At 71.8% G+C, this 19,254-nt stretch carries 19 protein-coding genes; 11 read left to right on the forward strand and 8 right to left on the reverse strand.

All coding sequences use genetic code 11. The features are described from left to right. Window positions 1-318: 318 nt before the first annotated feature. Window positions 319-1,320, forward strand: a complete 1,002-nt coding sequence (locus ACE1OC_RS23300) for an ArsR/SmtB family transcription factor (RefSeq protein WP_407838628.1) — start codon at window positions 319-321, stop codon at window positions 1,318-1,320. 121 nt (window positions 1,321-1,441) lie between these two features. Further along, entirely contained in the window at window positions 1,442-1,852 is a 411-nt protein-coding gene (locus tag ACE1OC_RS23305) for a hypothetical protein (RefSeq protein WP_407838629.1), read from the forward strand. A 72-nt stretch (window positions 1,853-1,924) separates the two neighbouring features. Here ACE1OC_RS23305 and ACE1OC_RS23310 read toward each other — a convergent pair whose 3' ends face one another. Further along, window positions 1,925-3,478: an AMP-binding protein gene (locus ACE1OC_RS23310; RefSeq protein WP_407838630.1), complete on the reverse strand. Its 1,554-nt coding sequence runs from the start codon at window positions 3,476-3,478 to the stop codon at window positions 1,925-1,927. Between the two features lie 180 nt (window positions 3,479-3,658). Here ACE1OC_RS23310 and ACE1OC_RS23315 point away from each other — a divergent pair, with 180 nt between their 5' ends. The 4 genes from ACE1OC_RS23315 (at window position 3,659) to ACE1OC_RS23330 (ending at window position 7,856) form a co-directional block, all read left to right on the forward strand. Then, window positions 3,659-4,867, forward strand: a complete 1,209-nt coding sequence (locus ACE1OC_RS23315; RefSeq protein WP_250742735.1) for an amidohydrolase family protein — start codon at window positions 3,659-3,661, stop codon at window positions 4,865-4,867. A 5-nt stretch (window positions 4,868-4,872) separates the two neighbouring features. Beyond that, on the forward strand, window positions 4,873-6,027 hold the full coding sequence (locus ACE1OC_RS23320) for an acyl-CoA dehydrogenase (protein ID WP_407838631.1): 1,155 nt from the start codon (window positions 4,873-4,875) through the stop codon (window positions 6,025-6,027). Window positions 6,028-6,034: 7 nt separating this feature from the next. After that, window positions 6,035-6,976 carry an acyl-CoA dehydrogenase family protein gene (locus tag ACE1OC_RS23325; protein WP_407838632.1) on the forward strand — a complete coding sequence of 314 codons (942 nt, stop codon included), beginning with the start codon at window positions 6,035-6,037 and terminating at the stop codon, window positions 6,974-6,976. A gap of 373 nt (window positions 6,977-7,349) precedes the next feature. Continuing rightward, the gene (locus ACE1OC_RS23330; protein ID WP_407838633.1) at window positions 7,350-7,856 is read left to right on the forward strand and encodes an ATP-binding protein; all 507 of its coding nucleotides are present in this window, start codon (window positions 7,350-7,352) and stop codon (window positions 7,854-7,856) included. A gap of 192 nt (window positions 7,857-8,048) precedes the next feature. On the opposite strand, the gene ACE1OC_RS23335 is transcribed toward ACE1OC_RS23330, so the two are convergent. Together ACE1OC_RS23335 and ACE1OC_RS23340 are read right to left on the reverse strand one after the other, a co-directional pair. After that, window positions 8,049-8,429 (reverse strand): hypothetical protein, encoded by a 381-nt coding sequence (locus ACE1OC_RS23335; RefSeq protein WP_407838634.1) that lies wholly within the window; start codon window positions 8,427-8,429, stop codon window positions 8,049-8,051. Then, window positions 8,429-8,716: a DUF1778 domain-containing protein gene (locus ACE1OC_RS23340; protein ID WP_407838635.1), complete on the reverse strand. Its 288-nt coding sequence runs from the start codon at window positions 8,714-8,716 to the stop codon at window positions 8,429-8,431. Before ACE1OC_RS23340 ends, ACE1OC_RS23335 begins: the two co-directional genes overlap by 1 nt. Window positions 8,717-9,041: 325 nt before the next feature. Between ACE1OC_RS23340 and ACE1OC_RS23345 the strand changes: the two genes are divergently transcribed. Further along, a complete protein-coding gene (locus ACE1OC_RS23345; RefSeq protein WP_407838636.1) occupies window positions 9,042-9,764 on the forward strand; it encodes a hypothetical protein in 723 nt (240 codons plus the stop codon). A gap of 64 nt (window positions 9,765-9,828) precedes the next feature. On the opposite strand, the gene ACE1OC_RS23350 is transcribed toward ACE1OC_RS23345, so the two are convergent. Beyond that, window positions 9,829-10,755, reverse strand: a complete 927-nt coding sequence (locus ACE1OC_RS23350) for a cyclase family protein (protein WP_407841655.1) — start codon at window positions 10,753-10,755, stop codon at window positions 9,829-9,831. Window positions 10,756-10,874: 119 nt separating this feature from the next. On the opposite strand from ACE1OC_RS23350, the gene ACE1OC_RS23355 reads away from it, so the two are divergent. The 3 genes from ACE1OC_RS23355 (at window position 10,875) to ACE1OC_RS23365 (ending at window position 14,162) form a co-directional block, all read left to right on the forward strand. Next, the gene (locus tag ACE1OC_RS23355; RefSeq protein ID WP_250742728.1) at window positions 10,875-11,795 is read left to right on the forward strand and encodes an SDR family NAD(P)-dependent oxidoreductase; all 921 of its coding nucleotides are present in this window, start codon (window positions 10,875-10,877) and stop codon (window positions 11,793-11,795) included. A gap of 97 nt (window positions 11,796-11,892) precedes the next feature. Then, window positions 11,893-13,098 carry an acyl-CoA dehydrogenase family protein gene (locus tag ACE1OC_RS23360; RefSeq protein ID WP_407838637.1) on the forward strand — a complete coding sequence of 402 codons (1,206 nt, stop codon included), beginning with the start codon at window positions 11,893-11,895 and terminating at the stop codon, window positions 13,096-13,098. Further along, the gene (locus tag ACE1OC_RS23365) at window positions 13,095-14,162 is read left to right on the forward strand and encodes a Zn-dependent alcohol dehydrogenase (RefSeq protein ID WP_407838638.1); all 1,068 of its coding nucleotides are present in this window, start codon (window positions 13,095-13,097) and stop codon (window positions 14,160-14,162) included. The genes ACE1OC_RS23360 and ACE1OC_RS23365 overlap by 4 nt, the downstream gene beginning before the upstream one ends. 46 nt (window positions 14,163-14,208) lie before the next feature. On the opposite strand, the gene ACE1OC_RS23370 is transcribed toward ACE1OC_RS23365, so the two are convergent. Next, entirely contained in the window at window positions 14,209-15,108 is a 900-nt protein-coding gene (locus tag ACE1OC_RS23370; protein WP_407838639.1) for a hypothetical protein, read from the reverse strand. 102 nt (window positions 15,109-15,210) lie between these two features. On the opposite strand from ACE1OC_RS23370, the gene ACE1OC_RS23375 reads away from it, so the two are divergent. After that, window positions 15,211-15,774 carry a dihydrofolate reductase family protein gene (locus ACE1OC_RS23375; protein WP_407838640.1) on the forward strand — a complete coding sequence of 188 codons (564 nt, stop codon included), beginning with the start codon at window positions 15,211-15,213 and terminating at the stop codon, window positions 15,772-15,774. A gap of 46 nt (window positions 15,775-15,820) precedes the next feature. Here the strand turns inward: ACE1OC_RS23375 and ACE1OC_RS23380 are convergent, their stop codons facing one another. The 3 genes from ACE1OC_RS23380 to ACE1OC_RS23390 form a co-directional block, all read right to left on the reverse strand. Beyond that, complete coding sequence (locus ACE1OC_RS23380) at window positions 15,821-16,438, reverse strand: flavin reductase family protein (RefSeq protein WP_407841656.1); 618 nt, start codon at window positions 16,436-16,438, stop codon at window positions 15,821-15,823. 898 nt (window positions 16,439-17,336) lie between these two features. Further along, a complete protein-coding gene (locus tag ACE1OC_RS23385) occupies window positions 17,337-18,437 on the reverse strand; it encodes a GlxA family transcriptional regulator (protein ID WP_407838641.1) in 1,101 nt (366 codons plus the stop codon). Continuing rightward, window positions 18,425-19,117 carry an HD domain-containing protein gene (locus ACE1OC_RS23390; protein ID WP_407838642.1) on the reverse strand — a complete coding sequence of 231 codons (693 nt, stop codon included), beginning with the start codon at window positions 19,115-19,117 and terminating at the stop codon, window positions 18,425-18,427. Before ACE1OC_RS23390 ends, ACE1OC_RS23385 begins: the two co-directional genes overlap by 13 nt. Window positions 19,118-19,254 lie beyond the last annotated feature (137 nt).

Genomic DNA, 19,254 nt, shown 5'->3' on the forward strand with positions numbered 1-19,254 from the left:
TGGCGCACCGCCGGGGTCACCTGACTTTGTGGTCAGTTCGTATTGATCCGGGACCGTAGCGCACCCTTTCCGACATATGCCAGCCGTGGCCACGGGTGCCAACTATGCGTGATGCAGGCTTGGTTCGAAGGGCGCGCGCTCCTTGGATGCCACGGTGTCCGCCCGTCATCCCGCCACGTTTCCGAACGCCAGGTCTTCAAAACCGGCCGATACGAACGTCCATCGCGTCAAAGCTCGGTGATGCCGGTTGAACTCCGGTGAGACGGGCAGCGGGGATGAGGATCGGGCGCGCGGGCTCCGGTGGCAGGAGGCGTGGCGGTGTTACGCATTCACTTCACGGCGGAGGACCTCGCCCGGACACGGGTGGCTCCGACGATTGGCGTCGCAGCGGAGGTCTACTACAGCTTGGAGCTCCTGCGGGAGAAGCGGGACCTTCCTCACTTCGGCACGTGGCGGTCAGCGGTCGCGGGCCGGATGGGGGCCGACACGAGGCCCCTGACGTCCCTGGTTCCGGTGCGCGGTCCCGGGCTTGACCTGCTGGCCCTGATGGGCGACGTGACTTCTTTGGACCACGCCGTGGACAACCTGCTGCACGCCCCGGTGTCCCGGCTGCGACGCGAGTTCGAGGGGCTCGACTTCCACCCCGGTCACCTGCCATGGGCCCGACGGGTGTCCGAGGGCGACCGCGGGGCGCGACGGGAGCTCGCCGAGGCCGTGCGCGCCTGCCATCGGCTGACCGTGGAGCCCTATTGGGATCGAGGGCGGTCCGAACTGGTCGCGCTGTCCACCCGTTGCGCGAACCTGGTGTTGGAGGGAGGTATCGATCTGCTGCTGCGTTCGATCTGCGCGCCACTGGTCCGCTGGCGCCCGCCGGTGCTCGAAGCTCCCTACCCGCGCCGGGTCGAGGTGCGTCTCCAGGGACGGGGACTGATCATCACGCCCACGGTGTTCTCGAAGCGCCCGGTGAGCTTTCTGTGGGACCCGCTCGATGCCGCCCAGCCACCCCGACTGACCGTGCCGGCCCTCCGCCGCCCGCTGACCGGTACCGGACCGGCAGAAGTGGACGGCTCCGCCATGCGGAGCCTGGAGTCCCTGCTCGGCCGCACGCGAGCTGCCGCCCTGCAGGTGACAGCGGAAGGCTGTACGACGAGCGAACTGGCCCGCCGCCTCCACGTCACGGCCGCGGCGGCCAGTCAGCACGCGACCGTGCTGCGGAACACGGGCCTCATCACCACGAGCCGGCGCGGCGGGTCCGTGCTGCACCTCATCACCCCGCTCGGGTCGGCCCTGCTGCGGACCGGCGCCCTGACCCAACCGTGAGGGCCCGCGCCCGCCGTCCGGGCCCCCCTTTAAGCCGTGACTTAAGAGCTGGGCCGCACGGGGCGGCCCCGCCCACGATGTGAAGCGCAACCGGCTCGTCCCAGCCCACCCTGGAGATCGCATGAAGACTCATCTCGCTGCCGTCGGGTCCGTCGTCGGGTCCGCCGTACTGACCGCGGGCGCCCTGCTGGGCGCTCCAGCCGCCAGCGCTCAGACCACCGCATACCCGACCACCCCGTTCGACGTGACCTACGGGGCCAGTTACGTCCGCGGCACCTTGACTTGGTACAACCGGTCGGTCGGGGTCGAGGGAACGCTCCGGGCCGTCGGCTGCCGCAGGGCGTGGTTCGGCGCGTACAGCGCTTCTCACAGCCAGCTCGACGTCAAGAGCACCAGTACCAAGTGCGACGTGACGTATCCGATCAAGACCCTGCTCAATGCGGATGTGCCCGGTGGGGCCGCGTACGTCATCGTCTGTCTGGACGACGCCAACGCGAACCCGCTCAAGTGCGAGCGGTACTACCGGCCCTGACCCGTCCGACCGGTCGGAAGAGTGACGTGGCCCGGCCGGCTTCCCTTCCGGCCGGGTGACCGACGAGGCGGGCTACGCGAAGCGTTCGCGGAGTTTGTACTTGAGGACCTTGCGCAGGGCGTCGTTGCGGGGGAGGGCGTCCACCAGTTCCAGTTGTTCCGGGAGCTTGTGCGTGGAGAGGCCCTCCGTGCGGAGGTACGAGGTCACCTCGGCCAGGGTCAGGGGAGCCGCGCCCGGGGGCTGTTCGACGACCGCGCAGACGCGTTCGCCGCGTTCCGGGTCCGGCAGGCCGATGACGGCGACGTCGGCCACGGCGGGGAGCCGGTGGAGCAGGTCCTCGATCTCCTTCGCCGAGATGTTCTCGCCCTTGCGGATGATGACGTCCTTGCTGCGGCCGGTCAGGACCAGGTAGCCGTCCTTCGTGAGGTGGCCGAGGTCGCCGGTGATCAGATAGCCGTCGGCGTCGAACACGCCGGTGTTCTGATCCCTGTTCAGGTACCCCTGGCACACCGCCTCCCCGCGCAGGCGGACCTCCCCGTCGGTGTCCGGGGGGAGGAGCGCGCCTTCCGGGGTGGTGATGCGGATGGACATGCCCTGCGGGGGCCGGCCCTCCGTGGTGGCGAGGTTCTCCGCGGTGTCGTCCGGGGCCCCCATCGTGATCATGGGGACCTCGGTCATGCCGTAGCCGTGGGTGAGCTGGCAGCCCAGTTCACGGACGACCGCGTGGTAGATCTCCGGGGGCTTCGGGGCGCCGCCGCCCGCGAGGAGGCGCAGGGTGGGGATGAGCTTGGCGGACGGGTCCTTGCGCTGCTCGGCGAGGAACATGGAGTAGAAGGCCGTGGAGCCGCCGGCGACCGTGACCCCGTGGCGGCGGTAGCCGTCCAGGGCGTCGGGCATCGCGAACTTCTCGAAGAGGACCGCCGGGAACCCGTAGAGCAGGAGCATCACCGTGTAGTCGGGGCCGGCGATGTGGGCGAAGGGGAAGGCCATCGAGCCGACGTCGTCCGGTGACAGGTGCAGCGCGTGGGCCAGGCAGGAGCCGCCCGCGATGAGGGAGCGGTCCGTGTGCAGGACCCCCTTGGGGTCCGAGGTGGTGCCCGAGGTCCAGTAGATCCACCGGACCGCGACGCCCTCCTCGGGGGGCGGGGGGAGCACCGCGGGGTCACCGGTCGGGAGGGAGGCGTAGGCCTCGAAGACGCCGTGCGCGCCGAGGCGGTGGGCCATCGCGGTGTGGTCGAAGCCGCGCCAGGTGCCGGGTACGGCGAAGAACTCCGCCTTCGACTCGCGCAGGGCGAAGCCGACCTCGCGGTCCCGGTAGAAGGGGATGACGGGGGTCTGGACGGCGCCGATGCGGGCGAGGGCGACCGAGAGCAGCACGGTCTCGATGCGGGTGGGGAGCTGCCAGGCGACCACCGTGCCGGGGCGCACGCCCATGCCGTACAGGCCGGCCGCGACCTGCTCCGAGCGGTCGCGCAGCTCCGCGAAGGTCAGCCGGCGGTCGTCGGCCGGGTCGTCGGCGGCCTCGATGAGGACGGGGGCGTCGGGGGTCATGGCGGCCCGGCGGGTGATCAGGTCCCAGAGCGTGCGGGACCGGCTGAGTTCGACTGCGGTGCTGTTGTCCGTCATCCCGGACCCGCCTCCCCTTGGCCGCCACATGACCTGACGGATAGTCAGATCCAGCGCAGAGCGTAGAGCGCGGACGCTTGTCGGTCCAGGGGTGGGGAGCTAGCTTGGTTCCAGATTTCTGACGCCCCATCAGATTCGGGATGTCGGATCAGGTCCAACGGGATTCAGCGAGGGGACACCATGGAACTGCCTCGGATCATCAGCGTCGACGACCACGTCATCGAACCGGCCCACCTCTTCGACGTGTGGCTGCCGGCCAAGTACCGCGACCGCGGCCCCAAGGCGCTCACCGCCGGCATCGGCGAGCTCGCCTACACCGGCGGCAAGTACGTGATCACCATGGACCCCGACGGGCCGCCGACCGACTGGTGGATCTACGAGGACCTGAAGTTCCCGTACAAGCGCAACATCGCCGCCGTCGGCTTCGACCGGGACGAGATGACCCTGGAGGGCATCACCCGCGAGGAGATGCGGCGCGGCTGCTGGGACCCCAAGGCGCGCCTCCTCGACATGGACCTCAACCACGTCGAGGCCTCCCTGTGCTTCCCGACCTTCCCGCGCTTCTGCGGACAGACCTTCGCCGAGGCGAAGGACAAGGAGGTCGCCCTGGCCTGCGTGCGCGCGTACAACGACTGGATGGTCGAGGAGTGGTGCGGGGACAGCGGCGGCCGGCTCATCCCGCTCTGCATCATCCCGCTCTGGGACATCGACCTCGCCGTCGCCGAGATCCGCCGCAACGCCGCGCGCGGGGTCCGTGCCGTGACCTTCTCCGAGATCCCCACCTACCTCGGCCTGCCGTCCATCCACTCCGGCTACTGGGACCCCTTCTTCGCCGTCTGCCAGGAGACCGGCACCGTCGTCAACATGCACATCGGGTCCAGCTCCCAGATGCCCGCCGCCTCCCCCGACGCCCCGCCCGCCGTGCAGGCCGCACTCAGCTTCAACAACGCCATGGCCTCGATGATGGACTTCCTGTTCAGCGGCGTGCTCGTCAAGTTCCCCACGCTGAAACTGGCGTACAGCGAAGGCCAGATGGGCTGGATCCCGTACGCCCTGGAGCGCGCCGACGACGTGTGGCAGGAGCACCGCGCCTGGGGCGGGGTCAAGGACTTGATCCCCGAGCCGCCATCCACCTACTACTACCGGCAGATGTTCTGCTGCTTCTTCCGCGACAAGCACGGCATCGCCTCGCTGGACGTCGTCGGCCGCGACAACGCCACCTTCGAAACCGACTACCCGCACGTGGACTCGACCTTCCCGCACACCAAGGAGGTCGCCCTCGACCACGTCAAGGGTCTCGATGAAGAAACCGTCTACAAGCTCATGCGCGGAAATGCCATCCGTATGCTCGGACTTGACTTCGACAAGGACCGGCGGACGGGGCGGTAGGCGCAGTGGATCTCACCTATACCGAGGAGGAGCGCGAGTTCCGGGCCCGGCTGCGGGCCTGGCTCGCGCACGTGCTCCCCGGGCTGCCGCCCAGGCCCTCGCCCGACGACTGGCCGGGCCGCCGCGCCTACGACGCGGGCTGGCAGCGCCGGCTGTACGACGCCGGGTACGCCGGACTGCACTGGCCGGTGGACGCCGGTGGCCGCGGGGCCACGCCCACGCAGCACCTGATCTACCTGGAGGAGACCGAGCGCGCGGGAGCCCCGTACGTCGGCGCGAACTTCGTCGGGCTGCTGCACGCCGGGCCGACCATCGCCGCCGAGGGCACCGCGGAGCAGCGGGCGCGCTGGCTGCCGCCCGTCCTGCGCGGCGACGAGATGTGGTGCCAGGGCTTCAGCGAGCCGGACGCGGGCTCCGACCTGGCCTCGCTGCGCACCCGCGCGGTCCGCGACGGCGACGAGTACGTGATCACCGGCTCGAAGATATGGACCTCGCACGCGGAGGTGTCCGACTGGTGCGAGCTGCTGGTGCGCACCGACGGAGATGCCCCCAAGCACCGGGGGATCTCCTGGCTGGCCATGCCGATGGACGCGCCCGGGGTGACGATCCGGCCGCTGCGCACCCTGGCCGGGTCCACGGAGTTCGCGGAGATGTTCCTCGACGAGGTGCGGGTCCCGGTCGCCAACCGGGTCGGCGCGGAGAACGACGGCTGGCGGGTCACGATGGTGACCCTGTCCTTCGAGCGCGGCACCGCCTTCGTCGGTGAGGTCGTCGCCTGCCGGCGCACCCTGGGCGAACTGGCGCGCACCGCGAAGGCGAACGGCCGCTGGGACGACCCGGTGCTGCGGCGCCGGCTGGGCCGGCTGTACGGGGAGTTCGGCGCCCTGTGGCGGCTCACCCAGTGGAACGTCAGCGAGTCCGAACGCTCGGGCGGCGTCCCGGGCATCGGCGGCAGCGTCTTCAAGCTGGCGTACTCGCACGCGCGCCAGGAGCTGTACGACACGGCCGCCGAGGTGCTGGGGGCCGAGGCCCTCTCGCTGGAGGAGGAGTGGACCCTGGACCGGCTCTCCTCGCTCTCGTACACGATCGCGGCGGGCACCTCGCAGATCCAGCAGAACATCGTGGCCGAGCGGATCCTCGGCCTTCCGAAGGGCAGGTGAGCGTTCCGTGGACTTCCAGCCGACGCAGGACCAGCGGGACCTGCGGGCAGGCGTACGGGACCTCCTGGCGGGCCGCTACGACCGCGAGGCGCTGCGCGCCTCGGTGGACGGGGCGGCCGCCACGGGCCGGTCCGTGGACCGGGCCCTGTGGCGGGAGCTCGGCGAGGCCGGGTTCTTCTCGCTGCGGCTCCCGGAGGACGAGGGCGGGGTCGGGCTCGGGCTCCCGGAAGCCGTCCTGGTCTTCGAGGAGGCCGGGCGGGCGCTGCTGCCCGGCCCGCTGGTCGCCACCCACCTGGCCGCCGGGCTGGTGGCGGGGGCCGCGGAGGGGGAGGCGGTGGTGACGGCCTTCGACATGGAAGGCCCGCTGGTGGCTCACCTCGGCGAGGCCGACGCGGTCCTCGGCACGGACGGGGAACCGGTGGATCCGGCCGGCTGGAACTACGCCGGGGAGCCGGTGCGCTCCGCGGACCCGCTGACCCCGCTGGTCCGGGTCTCCCTGCCGGGGCAGCCGGTTGCGGCCGGTGCCTATCGGGACGCGGGGGCGCTGCTGACGGCGGCCCTGCAGCTCGGCAGCGCGCTGCGCACGGTGGAGCTGGCGGTGCGGTACGCCAAGGAGCGCGAGCAGTTCGGGCAGCCGATCGGGGCGTTCCAGGCGGTCAAGCACCTGTGCGCGCAGATGCTGGTGCGGGCGGAGGTGGCCCGTACGGCGGTCTACGCGGCCGCCGTGACGGCCGATCCGGCGGAGGTGGCCGGAGCCAAGCTGCTGGCCGACGAGGCGGCCGTACGCAATGCCCGGGACTGTCTGCAGGTGCACGGCGGGATGGGCTTCACCTGGGAGGCGGACGTGCACCTGCACCTGAAGCGGGCGTGGGTGCGGGCGGAGCAGTGGCGGACGGCGGCGCAGGCGGAGGAGGCGCTGGCGGCGGATCTGCTGGCGGCGGCGGAGTAGGCGGAGGGGGCGGAGCGGGCGGAGCCCACGGAGGTGCCCGGCCGTGTGCTCGCTCGCTGTGACGGAGGGGCACGGGAGGGACGGCGCGGGACGCATGTCCGATTACAGAGAGTTGATATCGGTTTGTGTCCTTCGCCCGACTCATTGCGGCCCGGAGGCGGGGGGCCGCTCCGGTACGCTCCCGGGAATGCGAGCGGTTGAGCGGCGCGAGCGCCGCACAGTATGCACCACGCCTACTCCTTCGCGCTGGAATATGCCCGAAGCGCTTGTTGCGGTGACTGTATGTCAACCATGCTGCTCCGCAAGGGGGTCACACTCGGTGACCCCGTCCTGTCGCGAGGCGAAGTGTCCGCCGGTTCGGATGGTGTGAGCGGTGCAGGTGCTTCAGGTTCAGCTGGAGGTAGGACCCGACCCCGCCGAGGTCGGCCGGGCCCGCCGATGGGCCCGCTCCCGGCTCGCGGGCTGCGGCATAGGGGATGACGAGCCGCTCGCCGAGACCCTGATCCTGCTGATCTCCGAGCTGGTCACCAACGCCGTCGTGCACACCGGCTGTCCGGCCGTGCTGCGCATGCTCTTCGGGGAGCCGGGGGTTCGGGTGGAGGTCGCGGACGCGAGCGACCGGGCCCCGTCCCCGCGGCAGGCCGCCGGCGACGATACGGGCGGCCGCGGGCTGGAACTCGTGGACGGGCTGGCGGACCGCTGGGGCTGGCAGCGCGAGGGCGCCGGCAAGCGGATCTGGTGCGAGATCGACCGCGAGGAGAAGGCCGCGGAGGGGATCGGGGAGGAGCCCGCGGAGACGCCGGCGGGGAAGCTCGCGGACGGGGCCCCGGACGGGGTGAAAATCCGGGGCGCGATCCGGGAACCGCGCGTGTACCTCTAACGAGGTGTTGACGGTTCGTCAACTGGTGATCACTCTTGTGTTGAACGATTCGTCGCGAGGGGACGCCAAGGGTCAGTCCTGCCTTGACGAGTGCGGGTCGTGGGGTGGCGGCCGCCGTGCCGCGCTCGGGGCGTGCATGCGCGCCGCCGCCACCCGCAGAACCCCGGGCGTGGATCGTGGCGCCGGGTCCGGTCAGATGGCGAAGAGGCGAAGCCTGACGCCGAGGGAGTCGGCCAGATGGGTTAGATCGTCGGGGTCGCTTGTGACCACAGCGGCCTGGTGCTGGACGGCGGTGACAACGACGATCGCGTCCACGACGTCGGAGGTGCCTGAGGCGCCGCAGGCGATGCCCGCGGCGCGGCCGGTGCGCTGGTCGTCTGCAAGGACGTCGCAGCCTTTGAGCACCCGGGAGATCTGGTGCTGGGGGCCCCCGCGCCAGGCTTGGGCGAGGACCACGACAGGGACGAGGGGGCGGATGTGCGCGGAGGTCAGCTCGTCGTGCAGAGCGAGGAAGTCCGGATTGCGGCGCTCGGCGGCCAGCAGCGCGCCCGTGTCGTAGACGATCGTGCGCACTAACCGACCGCCGGCCACGACTCGTCGTCCAGGAGACCTGCTTCCACGAGGAACCGGCGGGCCCGCTGCCTCGACTCCTCAGGCAGCTTTCCGTGCTCGCTCTCGTACTCCGCAACCAGCTCGCGCGCGGCTGCTCGGCCCTGGGCGCGCAGGGCTGCGACCTGGGCCTTCTCGACAGCGGCTTCGGCCAGCCAGGCGGAGACCGGCTTGCCTTCCTCGGCCGCTGCCGCCTTGATGGTCTCTTCGACTTCCGGCGGTACTGAGATCGACAGCTTGCGTGCAGTCATGCATACACCGTAGCGCACGGTAGGAAGGCGTTCCTACCGATGCAGGGAAGCCTTCGGGGCGCCGCCGGGCGGACCCGTACACGGCGGGCACGATGGTGCTCGTCTCGGCGGTCGAGGCGCGCTTCGTCCGCCACGCCCCGGACCTCGCGGTCACCTTCCGCCCCCTGGCGGACGAACCGCCGCCCTGCCACTGAGCGTTGGCGTGCGGCCTGCCCCGGGCCGAGTGGTCGTGGTCCGCGTGGAACTATGAGGTGTCCATGACGTGTCTCTGTTTCCTGGGACGTCGTCCCACCCCGAAGGTCCACCCTCATCGCAGGAGGAGCACATGGCAAACCCGTACGAGGTGACGCCCCCGCCCGCCCCGAGGCGCCGCGGGGGCGGACTCCCCGGCCTCCTCGTCGTCGTCGTCCTCGTGCTGGTCGTCGCAGGCGTCTACGGAGCCTCCCGGTGGCTCGGCGCGGACGGCGACACGAGCGACGCCAAGGCCTCGGCCTCCGCGTCCGCATCCGCCGCCGCGTCGGCTTCCGCCAAGCCGTCCAAGGACCCCGGGAACCCGGAGTCCTCCTCCGACACGTCGAGCACGTGGGCGGTGGGCGACTGCGGCGGTCCCGACCCGGACAACAAGCCGGACGGCTACCGGCCGCAGAAGTGCTCGGCGTCCGGCGCCACCTTCAAGGCGATCGACATCAAGGACGCCAGCATCCTGCCGGGCGCGATCCAGTGCCCGCCCGGCACCGACCTGATGATCCAGGTGAGCATCTCCTACGGTTCGAGCAAGTCGGGCGGCATCCCCACCAACACCGTCTGCGGCCGCAACCTGACCGGTGAGCACCCCGGTGACGCGGGCGCCGGCGGCGGCCAGCTGGTGCAGGGCGACTGTGTGACCGACCAGGCCCGGGAAGTCCCGTGCGCCTCGGGCGGCCAGGGCGCGTACAAGGTGCTCGGCCTGGTCAAGACGAAGGCCGAGTGCCCGTCCGGCACCACCGAGCCGATGCAGCTGACCATGGCGGTGGGCCGTCCGTACGACGTGATCTGCGCCAAGGGCTGACCGCAGGCGTGCGAGGCGGTGGTTCCGGACCCGTGACGGGTCCGGAACCACCGCCTTTCGGTGGTCAGAGGATGGCGACCGGGGCCACCGGGGTGCCGACCGCGCCGACGAAGGGTTCCGGCATGGCCGAGAGGAGGAAGGAGTAGCGGGATTCTTCCGCACAGGCTGTGGACAACTTTTCGAGGTTCCAGTTCTGGCCCTGGTGCATGCCCATCTCGACCAGGTCCAGGGCGTGCACCGGCAGCCACAGGTTGTCTATCTCCGGCGGGAAGATCTCGAAGGTCAGGGTGTCGTTCGCGACGGCCGCCACGTCCCGGGCGTGGAACCACTCGGGCGTACGGACGGACAGGCCGGGGGACGGGTAGCCGTAGCCGTGCTTGTCGCCCGCCAGGTAGACCTGCACCTGGCCGGTGCGGACCAGGACGATGTCGCCCGCGCGGACGGTGACCCCGCCGAACTCCTCCGCCTCGGCCAGGTCCTCCGGGGTGACCGCGTGGCCTCCGGGGAGCCGGTCCAGGCCCTTGGCCCGGGCCACGTCCAGCAGGACCCCGCGCGAGACGATGTGCCCGGCCTTGTCGATGCCGCTGAACTCGGCCCGCCCGTGCGCCGTGATGGTGCCGGCCGGGCGGCCGTTGTAGATCTTCCCCGAGTGGGAGACGTGCGTGAGCGCGTCCCAGTGCGTGCCGGCCTGGAGCCCGAAGGTCACCGCGTCGTCGCTGCACGCCACCGTGCCCGGGCCGAAGAGTTCCTGGTTGATCTGCACCATCGTGTGCAGCGGGTTGATCCGGCCGGGGATCATGCCGGACTGCACCCCGTCCTCCTTGAGGGGGAGCGCCAGGGGGATGCGGCGCCCGGTGCGGATCTCGGCCGCCGCCGCGCGGACCACCTCGTCGGTGATGAGGTTGAGTGTGCCGATCTCGTCTTCGGCGCCCCACCGGCCCCAGTTGTTGACGCGCTTGGCGATGTCGTGGAACTCGGCGGGCATGGCCATGGATCTCATCAGCTCCTCGAAGCGAAATGAACTGCTGTGGCGAACTGGGGCTTGTGCTCGCGCATCCGACTGCCCATAGAATCTAACGGACCGTCAGAAAACGCGGGAAGGGGCCGGACGTGGGGAACTTCTTGGCAGGCAAAGTCGTCGCCGTCACAGGCGCCGGCCGGGGCATCGGACGGGCCGTGGCACTCGCCGCGGCCGCCGAGGGTGCCAGGGTCGTCGTCAACGACTACGGCGTGGGGATGGAGGGCAACGAGCCCACCAGCGAGATCGCCGAAGCGGTGGTGAAGGAGATCGTCGCCGCCGGCGGGGAGGCCGTCGCCGTCGCCGACGACATCTCGACGATGGCGGGCGGGCAGCGCATCGTCGACACCGCGCTCGCCCAGTACGGACGCATCGACGGGGTCGTCTGCGTCGCCGGCATCCTGCGCGAGCGGATGCTGTTCAACATGTCCGAGGAGGAGTGGGACCCGGTGGTCGCCACTCACCTCAAGGGCACGTTCACCGTCTTCCGCGCGGCCTCCGCCGTCATGCGCCGCCAGGGCACCGGCACGCTCATCGGCTTCACCAGCGGAAACCACCAGGGCTCCGTGGCCCAGGCCAACTACAGCGCGGCCAAGGGCGGGATCATCTCGCTCGTCCGCTCCGCCGCGCTGGGCCTGGCCAAGTACGGGGTCACCGCCAACGCCGTCGCACCCGTCGCGCGCACCCGCATGTCGGCCAACGTGCCGATGGAGCTCAAGGAGATCGGCGAGCCCGAGGACGTGGCGGCGCTCGTGACCTACCTGCTCTCCGACAAGGCCGTGGCCGTCGGCGGCGAGAAGATCACCGGGCAGGTCTACACGATCGCCGGTCCGAAGATCGCCGTCTGGGCCCAGCCCCGCGAACTGCGCGCCGGCTACGCCGAGGGCTCCTGGACCCCCGAGAAGATCGCCGACTTCCTGCCCGGGACCGTCGGCACCGACCCGATGCCGATGCTCGCCCAGCTCGAAGCCATGGCCAAGGCGGCGGCCGCCAAGGACCGCCCCAACGCGTAGGCGCTGGACGGGCGTTCAGGGTGGACGGGCGCGCGAGCGTGCCACGGCGCTACAGACCGGCCGCAGCGGCCGGACAGGACCCGAGGGGGCACTGACCATGGACTTCGCCTTCGACGAGGAGGACGAGGAGCTGCGCAGCCAGGCCCGGGAGTGGCTGGCGGAGCACCTCACGGGACCGTACGAGGAGGCCGTCGGCCTCGGTGGGCCCGGCAGTGAGCACGAGGGGGTCGAGGTCAGGCGTTCCTGGGAGCGGGAGCTGGGGCGGGCGGGCTGGATCGGCCAGGGCTGGGAGACGCAGGAGGGCGACGCCTACGGCAACCGGCGGCTCTCCCTCACCGGGCAGGTCGTGTGGGCCGAGGAGTACGCGGCTGCGCGCGCCCCGGCCCGGGTCGGCCACATCGGGGAGAACCTCCTCGCACCGACCCTGATCGCCTACGGCTCCCCGGAGCAGCGGGCCCGCTTCCTCCCCGGCATCGCCCGCGGCGAGGAGCTGTGGTGCCAGGGGTACTCCGAGCCGGGCGCAGGCTCCGACCTCGCGGGAATCCGTACGACGGCGGTGGCGGACGCGGCAGACGGGCTGTACCGCGTCACCGGGCAGAAGATCTGGACCTCGCTCGCCCAGGACGCCGACTGGTGCTTCGTCCTGGCACGCACCGAGGCCGGGTCCGCGCGGCACTGCGGGCTGTCCTTCCTCCTGGTCCGCATGGACCAGCCGGGCCGGGTCGACGTGCGGCCGATCCGGCAGATGTCGGGGACCTCGGAGTTCAACGAGGTGTTCTTCGACGGGGCCGTCGCCGCCGAGGTGGTCGGCGGGGAGGGCAACGGCTGGTCCGTGGCCATGGGACTGCTCGCGCTGGAGCGCGGGGTCTCCACGCTCGTCCAGCAGATCGGCTTCGCGGCCGAGTTGGAGCGGGTGGTCCGGGCCTACGTGGACATCGGCGCGGGCGACCCGGTCCTGCGCGAACGCCTCGTACGGCAGTGGGCCGAGCTGCGCACGATGCGGTGGAACGCCCTGCGGACGCTGGGCGCGGCGGGCGCCGACCCGGGTGCGCCCAGCGTGGCCAAACTGCTGTGGGGCGGCTGGCACCGGCGGCTCGGGGAGCTGGCGGTGGAGGTCCGGGGAGCGGTGGCCACGGCCGGGCCGGGGCACTGGTCGCAGGGGACCCCGTACGAACTCGGACTCGACGAGGAGCAGCGGCTGTTCCTGTTCACCCGCGCCGACACCATCTACGGCGGCTCGGACGAGATCCAGCGCAACATCATCGCCGAGCGCGTGCTCGGCCTGCCTAAGGAGTCCAGGTGAGAGGCGTCGTATTCGACGGCAAGCAGGCCCAGGTGGTCGACGATCTGGAGATCCGGGACCCGGGGCCGGGGGAGGTGCTGGTCGCGATAGCGGCGGCCGGACTGTGCCACAGCGATCTGTCGGTGATCGACGGGACGATCCCGTTCCCGCCGCCGGTGGTGCTAGGGCACGAGGGTGCGGGCGTGGTGGAGGCGGTCGGTTCCGGGGTCACGCACGTGGCGCCCGGCGACCACGTCTCGCTGTCCACGCTCGCCAACTGCGGGGCGTGCGCCGACTGCGACCGCGGCCGGCCCACCATGTGCCGCAAGGCGATCGGGATGCCGGGGCAGCCGTTCTCGCGGGGCGGCAAGCCGCTCTTCCAGTTCGCGTCCAACTCGGCCTTCGCGGAGCGGACGATCGTCAAGGCCGTGCAGGCGGTGAAGATCCCCCAGGACATCCCGCTTACCTCGGCCGCCCTGATCGGCTGCGGGGTCCTGACGGGCGTGGGCGCCGTGCTGAACCGGGCGAAGGTGGACCGGGGCGAGAGCGTGGTCGTCATCGGCACCGGCGGCATCGGGCTCAACGTGCTCCAGGGCGCGCGGATCGCGGGCGCCACCACCATCGTGGCGATCGACGCGAACCCGGCGAAGGAGGCGGTGGCCCGGCAGTTCGGCGCCACGCACTTCATCGACGCCTCGGCGGTGGCGGACTCCACGGCGGCCGTGAAGGAGATCCTGCCCACGGGCGCCGACCACGCCTTCGAGTGCGTGGGCAACGTCAAGCTGATCCGGCAGGCGATCGACCTGCTGGACCGGCACGGGCAGGCGGTGCTGCTCGGCGTGCCCGGCTTCAAGGAGGAGGCGGCCTTCCAGGTCTCGTCCATGTACCTGGACAAGACGATCATGGGCTGCCGGTACGGGTCCTCGCGCCCGCAGCGGGACATCGCGCTGTACGCGGAGCTCTACCGGCAGGGCAAGCTGCTGCTGGACGAGCTGGTCACGGAGGTCTACCCGGTCGAGGACTTCGCCAAGGCCGTGGACGACGCCCACCACGGGCGGGTGGCCCGGGGGGTCCTCACGTTCTGAGCCTGCTGAGCGTGGCGGCCGCTGCTGCGCGCGGGCGGGTACCGGGTCAGTTCTCCCGGACCACCCAGGCCAGCGCCAGCAGCGGGGTCAGGCCGGCGAGGAAGGCGGGCAGCCGGTCGTAGCCGGCGACCTCGAATTCGAGGGCGACGGGCAGCAGCAGGACGAGCCCGCACAGCAGGATGCCGAGGACGGGCAGGTGCAGGACGGGGCGGAACCGGCGCAGGCTCTCCACCTGGAAGTCGAACGTCTCCGACTTGATCCAGGCGCCCGCTCCGATGAGGAACGGCAGTACGAAGATTGCCGCCATGAAGTAGGCAAAGGCCCGGCCGAAATCCAGGTCCCAGTACTCCGAGGCGCCCTCCTCGGGGTGGCCGGGGGCGTAATAGGCGTCCACACGCATCCCCTGTGCGGGCCGCTGGCTGGTGGTGTACCCCTCCAGGACCAGCTCGCGGGGGCCGGTGATGAAGGGGACGCGCACGAGGAGGTCGGCGGTCCAGAAGCCCGCGGTGTCGTCCCCGGGCGGGCTGTACGCGGGATCGCCGACCGGCCGGACGATCTCCACTTCGCGCTGCTCGTAGCCGATCCGCTCCAGGCGCTCGCGCTCCATCCCCGCCTCGCTGGAACCGGTGACACCCACCATCCAGGCGGCGGCCACCGCGAACGGCATGCCGAAGGCGAACAGCCAGTTCAGGACCCGGTCCGTGGGGCGGCTGCCGGGCAGCGGCCGTGGCTTGTCCAGCGGACCGACCCGGACGCGGTACGAGGACGCGACCCAGCAGCAGGCGAAGACGGCGGAGGCTCCGGCGAGGCACAGCTCGGCCGTCAGTGGCGGGTAGGGCGAGACGGAGAGCAGCGCGCAGAGGATCGCGGCGAGCGCGCAGCCCACCGTCAGCCAGCCGGTGACGCCGGTCCATCGGCTGTGCCCCGGCTCGTACGTGTTTCCCATGGCCCCCCGCCTGTTCGAGAACCGCAGGATAGCGAGGGTGTGGGGGGTGTGCGCGGCGCGCCTGTCTGTACACGTGAGACCGGCTCACGGAAGGCTGGCGCCATGCGGAAACTGATCTACGGCATGAACCTGTCCCTGGACGGCTACATCGCCGCGCCCGGTGACGACATCGGCTGGAGCGTGCCGAGCGACGAGCTGTTCGGCTTCTGGTCCGATCAGTTGCTCGCGATCGACCTGGAGCTGTACGGGCGCAAGCTGTGGCAGACGATGAGCTCCTACTGGCCGACCGGCGACCAGCAGCCCGGGGCGACCCCGGCGGAGGTCGAGTACGCGCGCCGCTGGCGGGACCTGTCGAAGGTGGTGTTCTCCTCGACGATCGACGAGGTCGACTGGAACACCCGTCTGGTCACCGGCGACGCGGTCGCCGAGATCACCCGGCTCAAGGCGCAGGACGGCGGCCCGATGCACATCGGCGGCGCGACGCTCGCCGGGGCGGCCGTGCGGGCCGGGCTGGTCGACGAGTACCTGCTGGCCACCGCACCGGTCCTGGTGGGCGGCGGCACGCCGTTCTTCACCGCGTTGGACAACTGGGTGAACCTGAACCTGGTGGAGACGCGGACGCTCCCCTGCGGCGTGATCCTGACCAGGTACGAGACGAGGCGCTGAGCGTCCGTCCGGGAGGCTCGGCGCCGGCGGGACCCGGCGGCGGGTGTCAGTCGGCGAAGCGGCCGAAGCGGCCCTTGTGGAAGAGGAGGGGCTCGCCCTCGCCGGCCGCGCCCATGGCCTCGACCTTGCCCACGACGATGAGGTGGTCGCCGCCGGTGTGAACGGCGTGGATCCGGCAGTCGATCCAGGCGGGCACCGCGTCGAGCTGCGGCGAGCCCGTGGCCGGGGCCGGAGTGTGGGCGACGCCGGCGAACTTGTCGGCGCCGCTGACGGCGAAGGCCCGGCACAGGTCGCCCTGTTCGGCGCCGAGGATGTTCACGCAGAACACCCCTGAGCGTGCGATGCGGGGCCAGGTGGTCGACGTACGGGCCACCATGAAGGTGACCAGCGGCGGGTCGAGGGAGAGCGAGGCGAAGGACTGGCAGGCGAAGCCGGCCGGGCCGTCCTCGTCCTCGCCGGGCGGGGACGTGATGATCGTGACCCCGCTGGCGAAGTTCCCCAGTACGGCGCGGAATTCGGCGGGGCTGACGGGCGCGCGCTCGTCTTCGCCGACGGCCCGCAGATCGGGGCGGGGCAGTGCTTCGACGGGTTCGGTCCCGGGCTCCGCGGCGGCGGAGGGGAGGGAGCCGACTGATCTGAGGTATCGGACGACGGTGGCCGCCATCCCTGCGTGTCCCATCACATCACCGATTGAAGCTGACGGTTCGTCAGATGGGAAGGGGGGTGTAGGGTCCGCCGTGGATTGAACGTGTTCAATTGAGGGCTGGGGGGCTTGCCGTGGAGGTCGGCGTGGGTGACGGCGTGCGTGGCGGTGTGGTCGCGGGCCCGGTGACGTGGAAGCCGGGAGGGCCTGACGGAGGAGACCTCGCGCCGGGCGCGGAGACCGTTGCCGCGGGGCAGCTCGCGGCCGCCGGGGTGTTCTGGCAGCTCACCTCGGTCGTGGAGGGAGACCCTTACGGCCGGGGGTACGGCGGCGCCATCGCCGTGCTCTTCTGGCTGGTCGCCGGCTGCGCCCTCCTGCCGCTGCTCGCGTTCGTGGCGGGCTGGCTGCACAGCACGCTCGTCACCGTCCCGGTCATGGAGCTCTCGAACGCCGTCGGCGTGCGCACCCGGATCCCCGCACCCTGGTGGGCCCTGCCGGTCCTCGCCGCGCTCGGCGCCGCGTACGCCGCCCCGGTGGCCCTGCTGACCGGCGCGCCGTACGTCGTCACGTGCGGCTGGATCGCGGCCTCCGGGGTGCTCCCGGTGACGGTGGCCGTGTGCGCGCGCATGCGGCAGTGGAGGAAGTCCTCGGTACGGCGCTGGATGCTGGGGCCGGCCGTGCTCGCGGTGGTGGCCGCGTTCGTCGCCGGGTTCAGCCGGCCTTCGCAGTTCGTGCCGTACGAGCCTCCGGTCCTGGCGAGCGCCGACTACGTCGGCGTGTGGACCGGCGACGGCGTCCGCCTGGAACTGGACGGGCAGGGCGCCGTGATGGCGGAGAAGCTACCGGTGGACGACGGGTTCGAGGTGGTCGACCGCTGCTCCGGGCACGGCACGTGGGAGCCCCGGGAGGCGGACCGCTTCTACCGGGCGGGCGTGGTCCTGGCCGTCCCGGAGTGCGGGGAGGGCTCCTCCCTGGTGTGGGAGCTGGCGGGCACCGCGGCGGAACCGGAGCTGTTCGTGCTGATCGGCGACCCGGACGGAGGGGACGTGCGCGTGCTGCGGAAGCGGGCGCGGTAGGCGGTCGGGGCGAGGCCCAGGCCCTGCTGGAACACGCGCCGCATCGTCTCGGCGGAACCGAAGCCCGACTGCGCGGCCACCGCGTCCACCGGGTCGTCACCGGCCTCCAGGAGCGCCTGGGCGGCCTCGAGACGGACGGACTCCAGATACTGCCCCGGCGTCATCCCCGTCTCCGCGCGGAACAGCCGGGCGAGGTGGCGGGCGCTGACCCCGGCGTCCCGGGCGACCTCGTCGAGCGCGAGCCGGGGATCGGCCCCGATGGCGTCCATGACCCTGCGCAGGACCGGATGCCCGGCCTCGCGCGGGGTCAGGCGGGCGCTGTACTGGGACTGCCCGCCGGGCCTGGCCATGAAGACGACCAGCTCCCGCGCGACCTCCCGGGCCATCGCGGCGCCGTGGTCCTCCTCGACCAGGAACAGCGCGAGGTCGATGCCCGAGGTCACCCCGGCGGAGGTGACGACGTTCCCGTCCTGCACGAACACCGGATCCGCCTCCACCCGCACCCGCGGGTACGCGGCCGCGAGCTGCGCCGCCAGCCGCCAGTGCGTGACCGCCCGCCGCCCGTCCAGCACCCCGGTCTCCGCCAGCACGAAGGCCCCGGCGCACACCGAGGTGACCCGGCGCGAGCTGCGCACGAGCTCGGCGACCAGGCCCGTCAGGGCCGGATCGGAGACGGCCCGCCGCCAGTCGCTGCGGCCGGGGACGACGAGCGTTCCGGGCCGGTCCGGCAGGCCGTCCGGGCCGCCGTCCGCGCCGATGCGCACGCCCGAGGAGGTGCGGACGTCGGCCCCGTCCGGGGAGACGATCCGGATCTCGTAGCGGGCGCCGTGGACATTGGCGGTGCTGAACACCTCGGCGGGCCCCGTGACGTCGAGCAGCTGCACGCCGTCGAAGGCGACGATGACGATGCCGTGCGGGGCGGGCCGCGCGGCTACTCGTCCCACGGCGAGTCCAGGACCACGCGGACGAAGTCCCCGCGCTCGAAGCCGGGCACGTGGTGCGCGAGCACGTCGGCCTTGATGTTGCCGAAGGTCGTGCCGGGCTTGGGCGCCACGCCGTCGGCGAAGGCGCGCAGGATGCGCTCCTTGAACCGCGGGCGCGGGTGCAGGGCGACGACGGCCGCGCGGTCCGCCTCGGCGAGGTCGTGGTAGCCGATGCCGAGCACGTCGTACTCCACGCCCGCCGTCACCAGCGCCACCTCGGGTTCCATGTGCTCCGGGATGCCCGGGGTGGTGTGCAGGGCGATCGCCGTCCACACCCGGCGCACCGCGTCCTCGGGGACCCCGTGGGTCCGCAGGAACCGGCGGGCCTCGTCGGCGCCGTCCACCTCGAAGCGGCGGCCGCTGGCGCGGAAGGGCTCGGTGAGGCCGAGGTCGTGGAACATCGCAGCCACGTAGAGCAGTTCGGGATCCGCCTCGATGCCCAGGCGCCGGCCATGGAGGCTGCCGAAGAAGTACACGCGGCGGGAGTGGTCGTAGAGCAGCTCGCTCACGCCGTCCCGGACGAGCTCGGTGGCCTCCTTCGCCAGCCGTGAGTCCGGTACCGGTACCGGTACCGGTACCGGTACCGGTACCGGTACCGGTACCGGGATCGTGTGGGCAGTGAGTGCGTCGCTCGTCGGCATGTCTGCTCGTCCCTTCGTGGGCTCCCTGCGGGTCCCCACCAGTCTTCGGGGCCCGCACGTGCTCGCGCCATGGCCGTCGGGCCATACATCCCACAGATACGGACACGGGCGGGGCGGGCGGGGGCGGGCGGGGGCAG

The organism is Streptomyces stoeckheimensis (genome assembly GCF_045822005.1).
In the GTDB taxonomy this organism is placed as follows: Bacteria; Actinomycetota; Actinomycetes; order Streptomycetales; family Streptomycetaceae; genus Streptomyces; species Streptomyces stoeckheimensis.

Excerpts from the sequence above, each read along its gene's own strand:
- ACE1OC_RS23305 (WP_407838629.1), top strand. The coding sequence starts at position 1,442 with ATGAAGACTCATCTCGCTGCCGTCGGGTCCGTCGTCGGGTCCGCCGTA.
- ACE1OC_RS23310 (WP_407838630.1), bottom strand. The coding sequence starts at position 3,478 with ATGACGGACAACAGCACCGCAGTCGAACTCAGCCGGTCCCGCACGCTC.
- ACE1OC_RS23315 (WP_250742735.1), top strand. The coding sequence starts at position 3,659 with ATGGAACTGCCTCGGATCATCAGCGTCGACGACCACGTCATCGAACCG.
- ACE1OC_RS23340 (WP_407838635.1), bottom strand. The coding sequence starts at position 8,716 with ATGACTGCACGCAAGCTGTCGATCTCAGTACCGCCGGAAGTCGAAGAG.
- ACE1OC_RS23345 (WP_407838636.1), top strand. The coding sequence starts at position 9,042 with ATGGCAAACCCGTACGAGGTGACGCCCCCGCCCGCCCCGAGGCGCCGC.
- ACE1OC_RS23350 (WP_407841655.1), bottom strand. The coding sequence starts at position 10,755 with ATGGCCATGCCCGCCGAGTTCCACGACATCGCCAAGCGCGTCAACAAC.
- ACE1OC_RS23360 (WP_407838637.1), top strand. The coding sequence starts at position 11,893 with ATGGACTTCGCCTTCGACGAGGAGGACGAGGAGCTGCGCAGCCAGGCC.
- ACE1OC_RS23370 (WP_407838639.1), bottom strand. The coding sequence starts at position 15,108 with ATGGGAAACACGTACGAGCCGGGGCACAGCCGATGGACCGGCGTCACC.
- ACE1OC_RS23375 (WP_407838640.1), top strand. The coding sequence starts at position 15,211 with ATGCGGAAACTGATCTACGGCATGAACCTGTCCCTGGACGGCTACATC.
- ACE1OC_RS23380 (WP_407841656.1), bottom strand. The coding sequence starts at position 16,438 with ATGGCGGCCACCGTCGTCCGATACCTCAGATCAGTCGGCTCCCTCCCC.
- ACE1OC_RS23390 (WP_407838642.1), bottom strand. The coding sequence starts at position 19,117 with ATGCCGACGAGCGACGCACTCACTGCCCACACGATCCCGGTACCGGTA.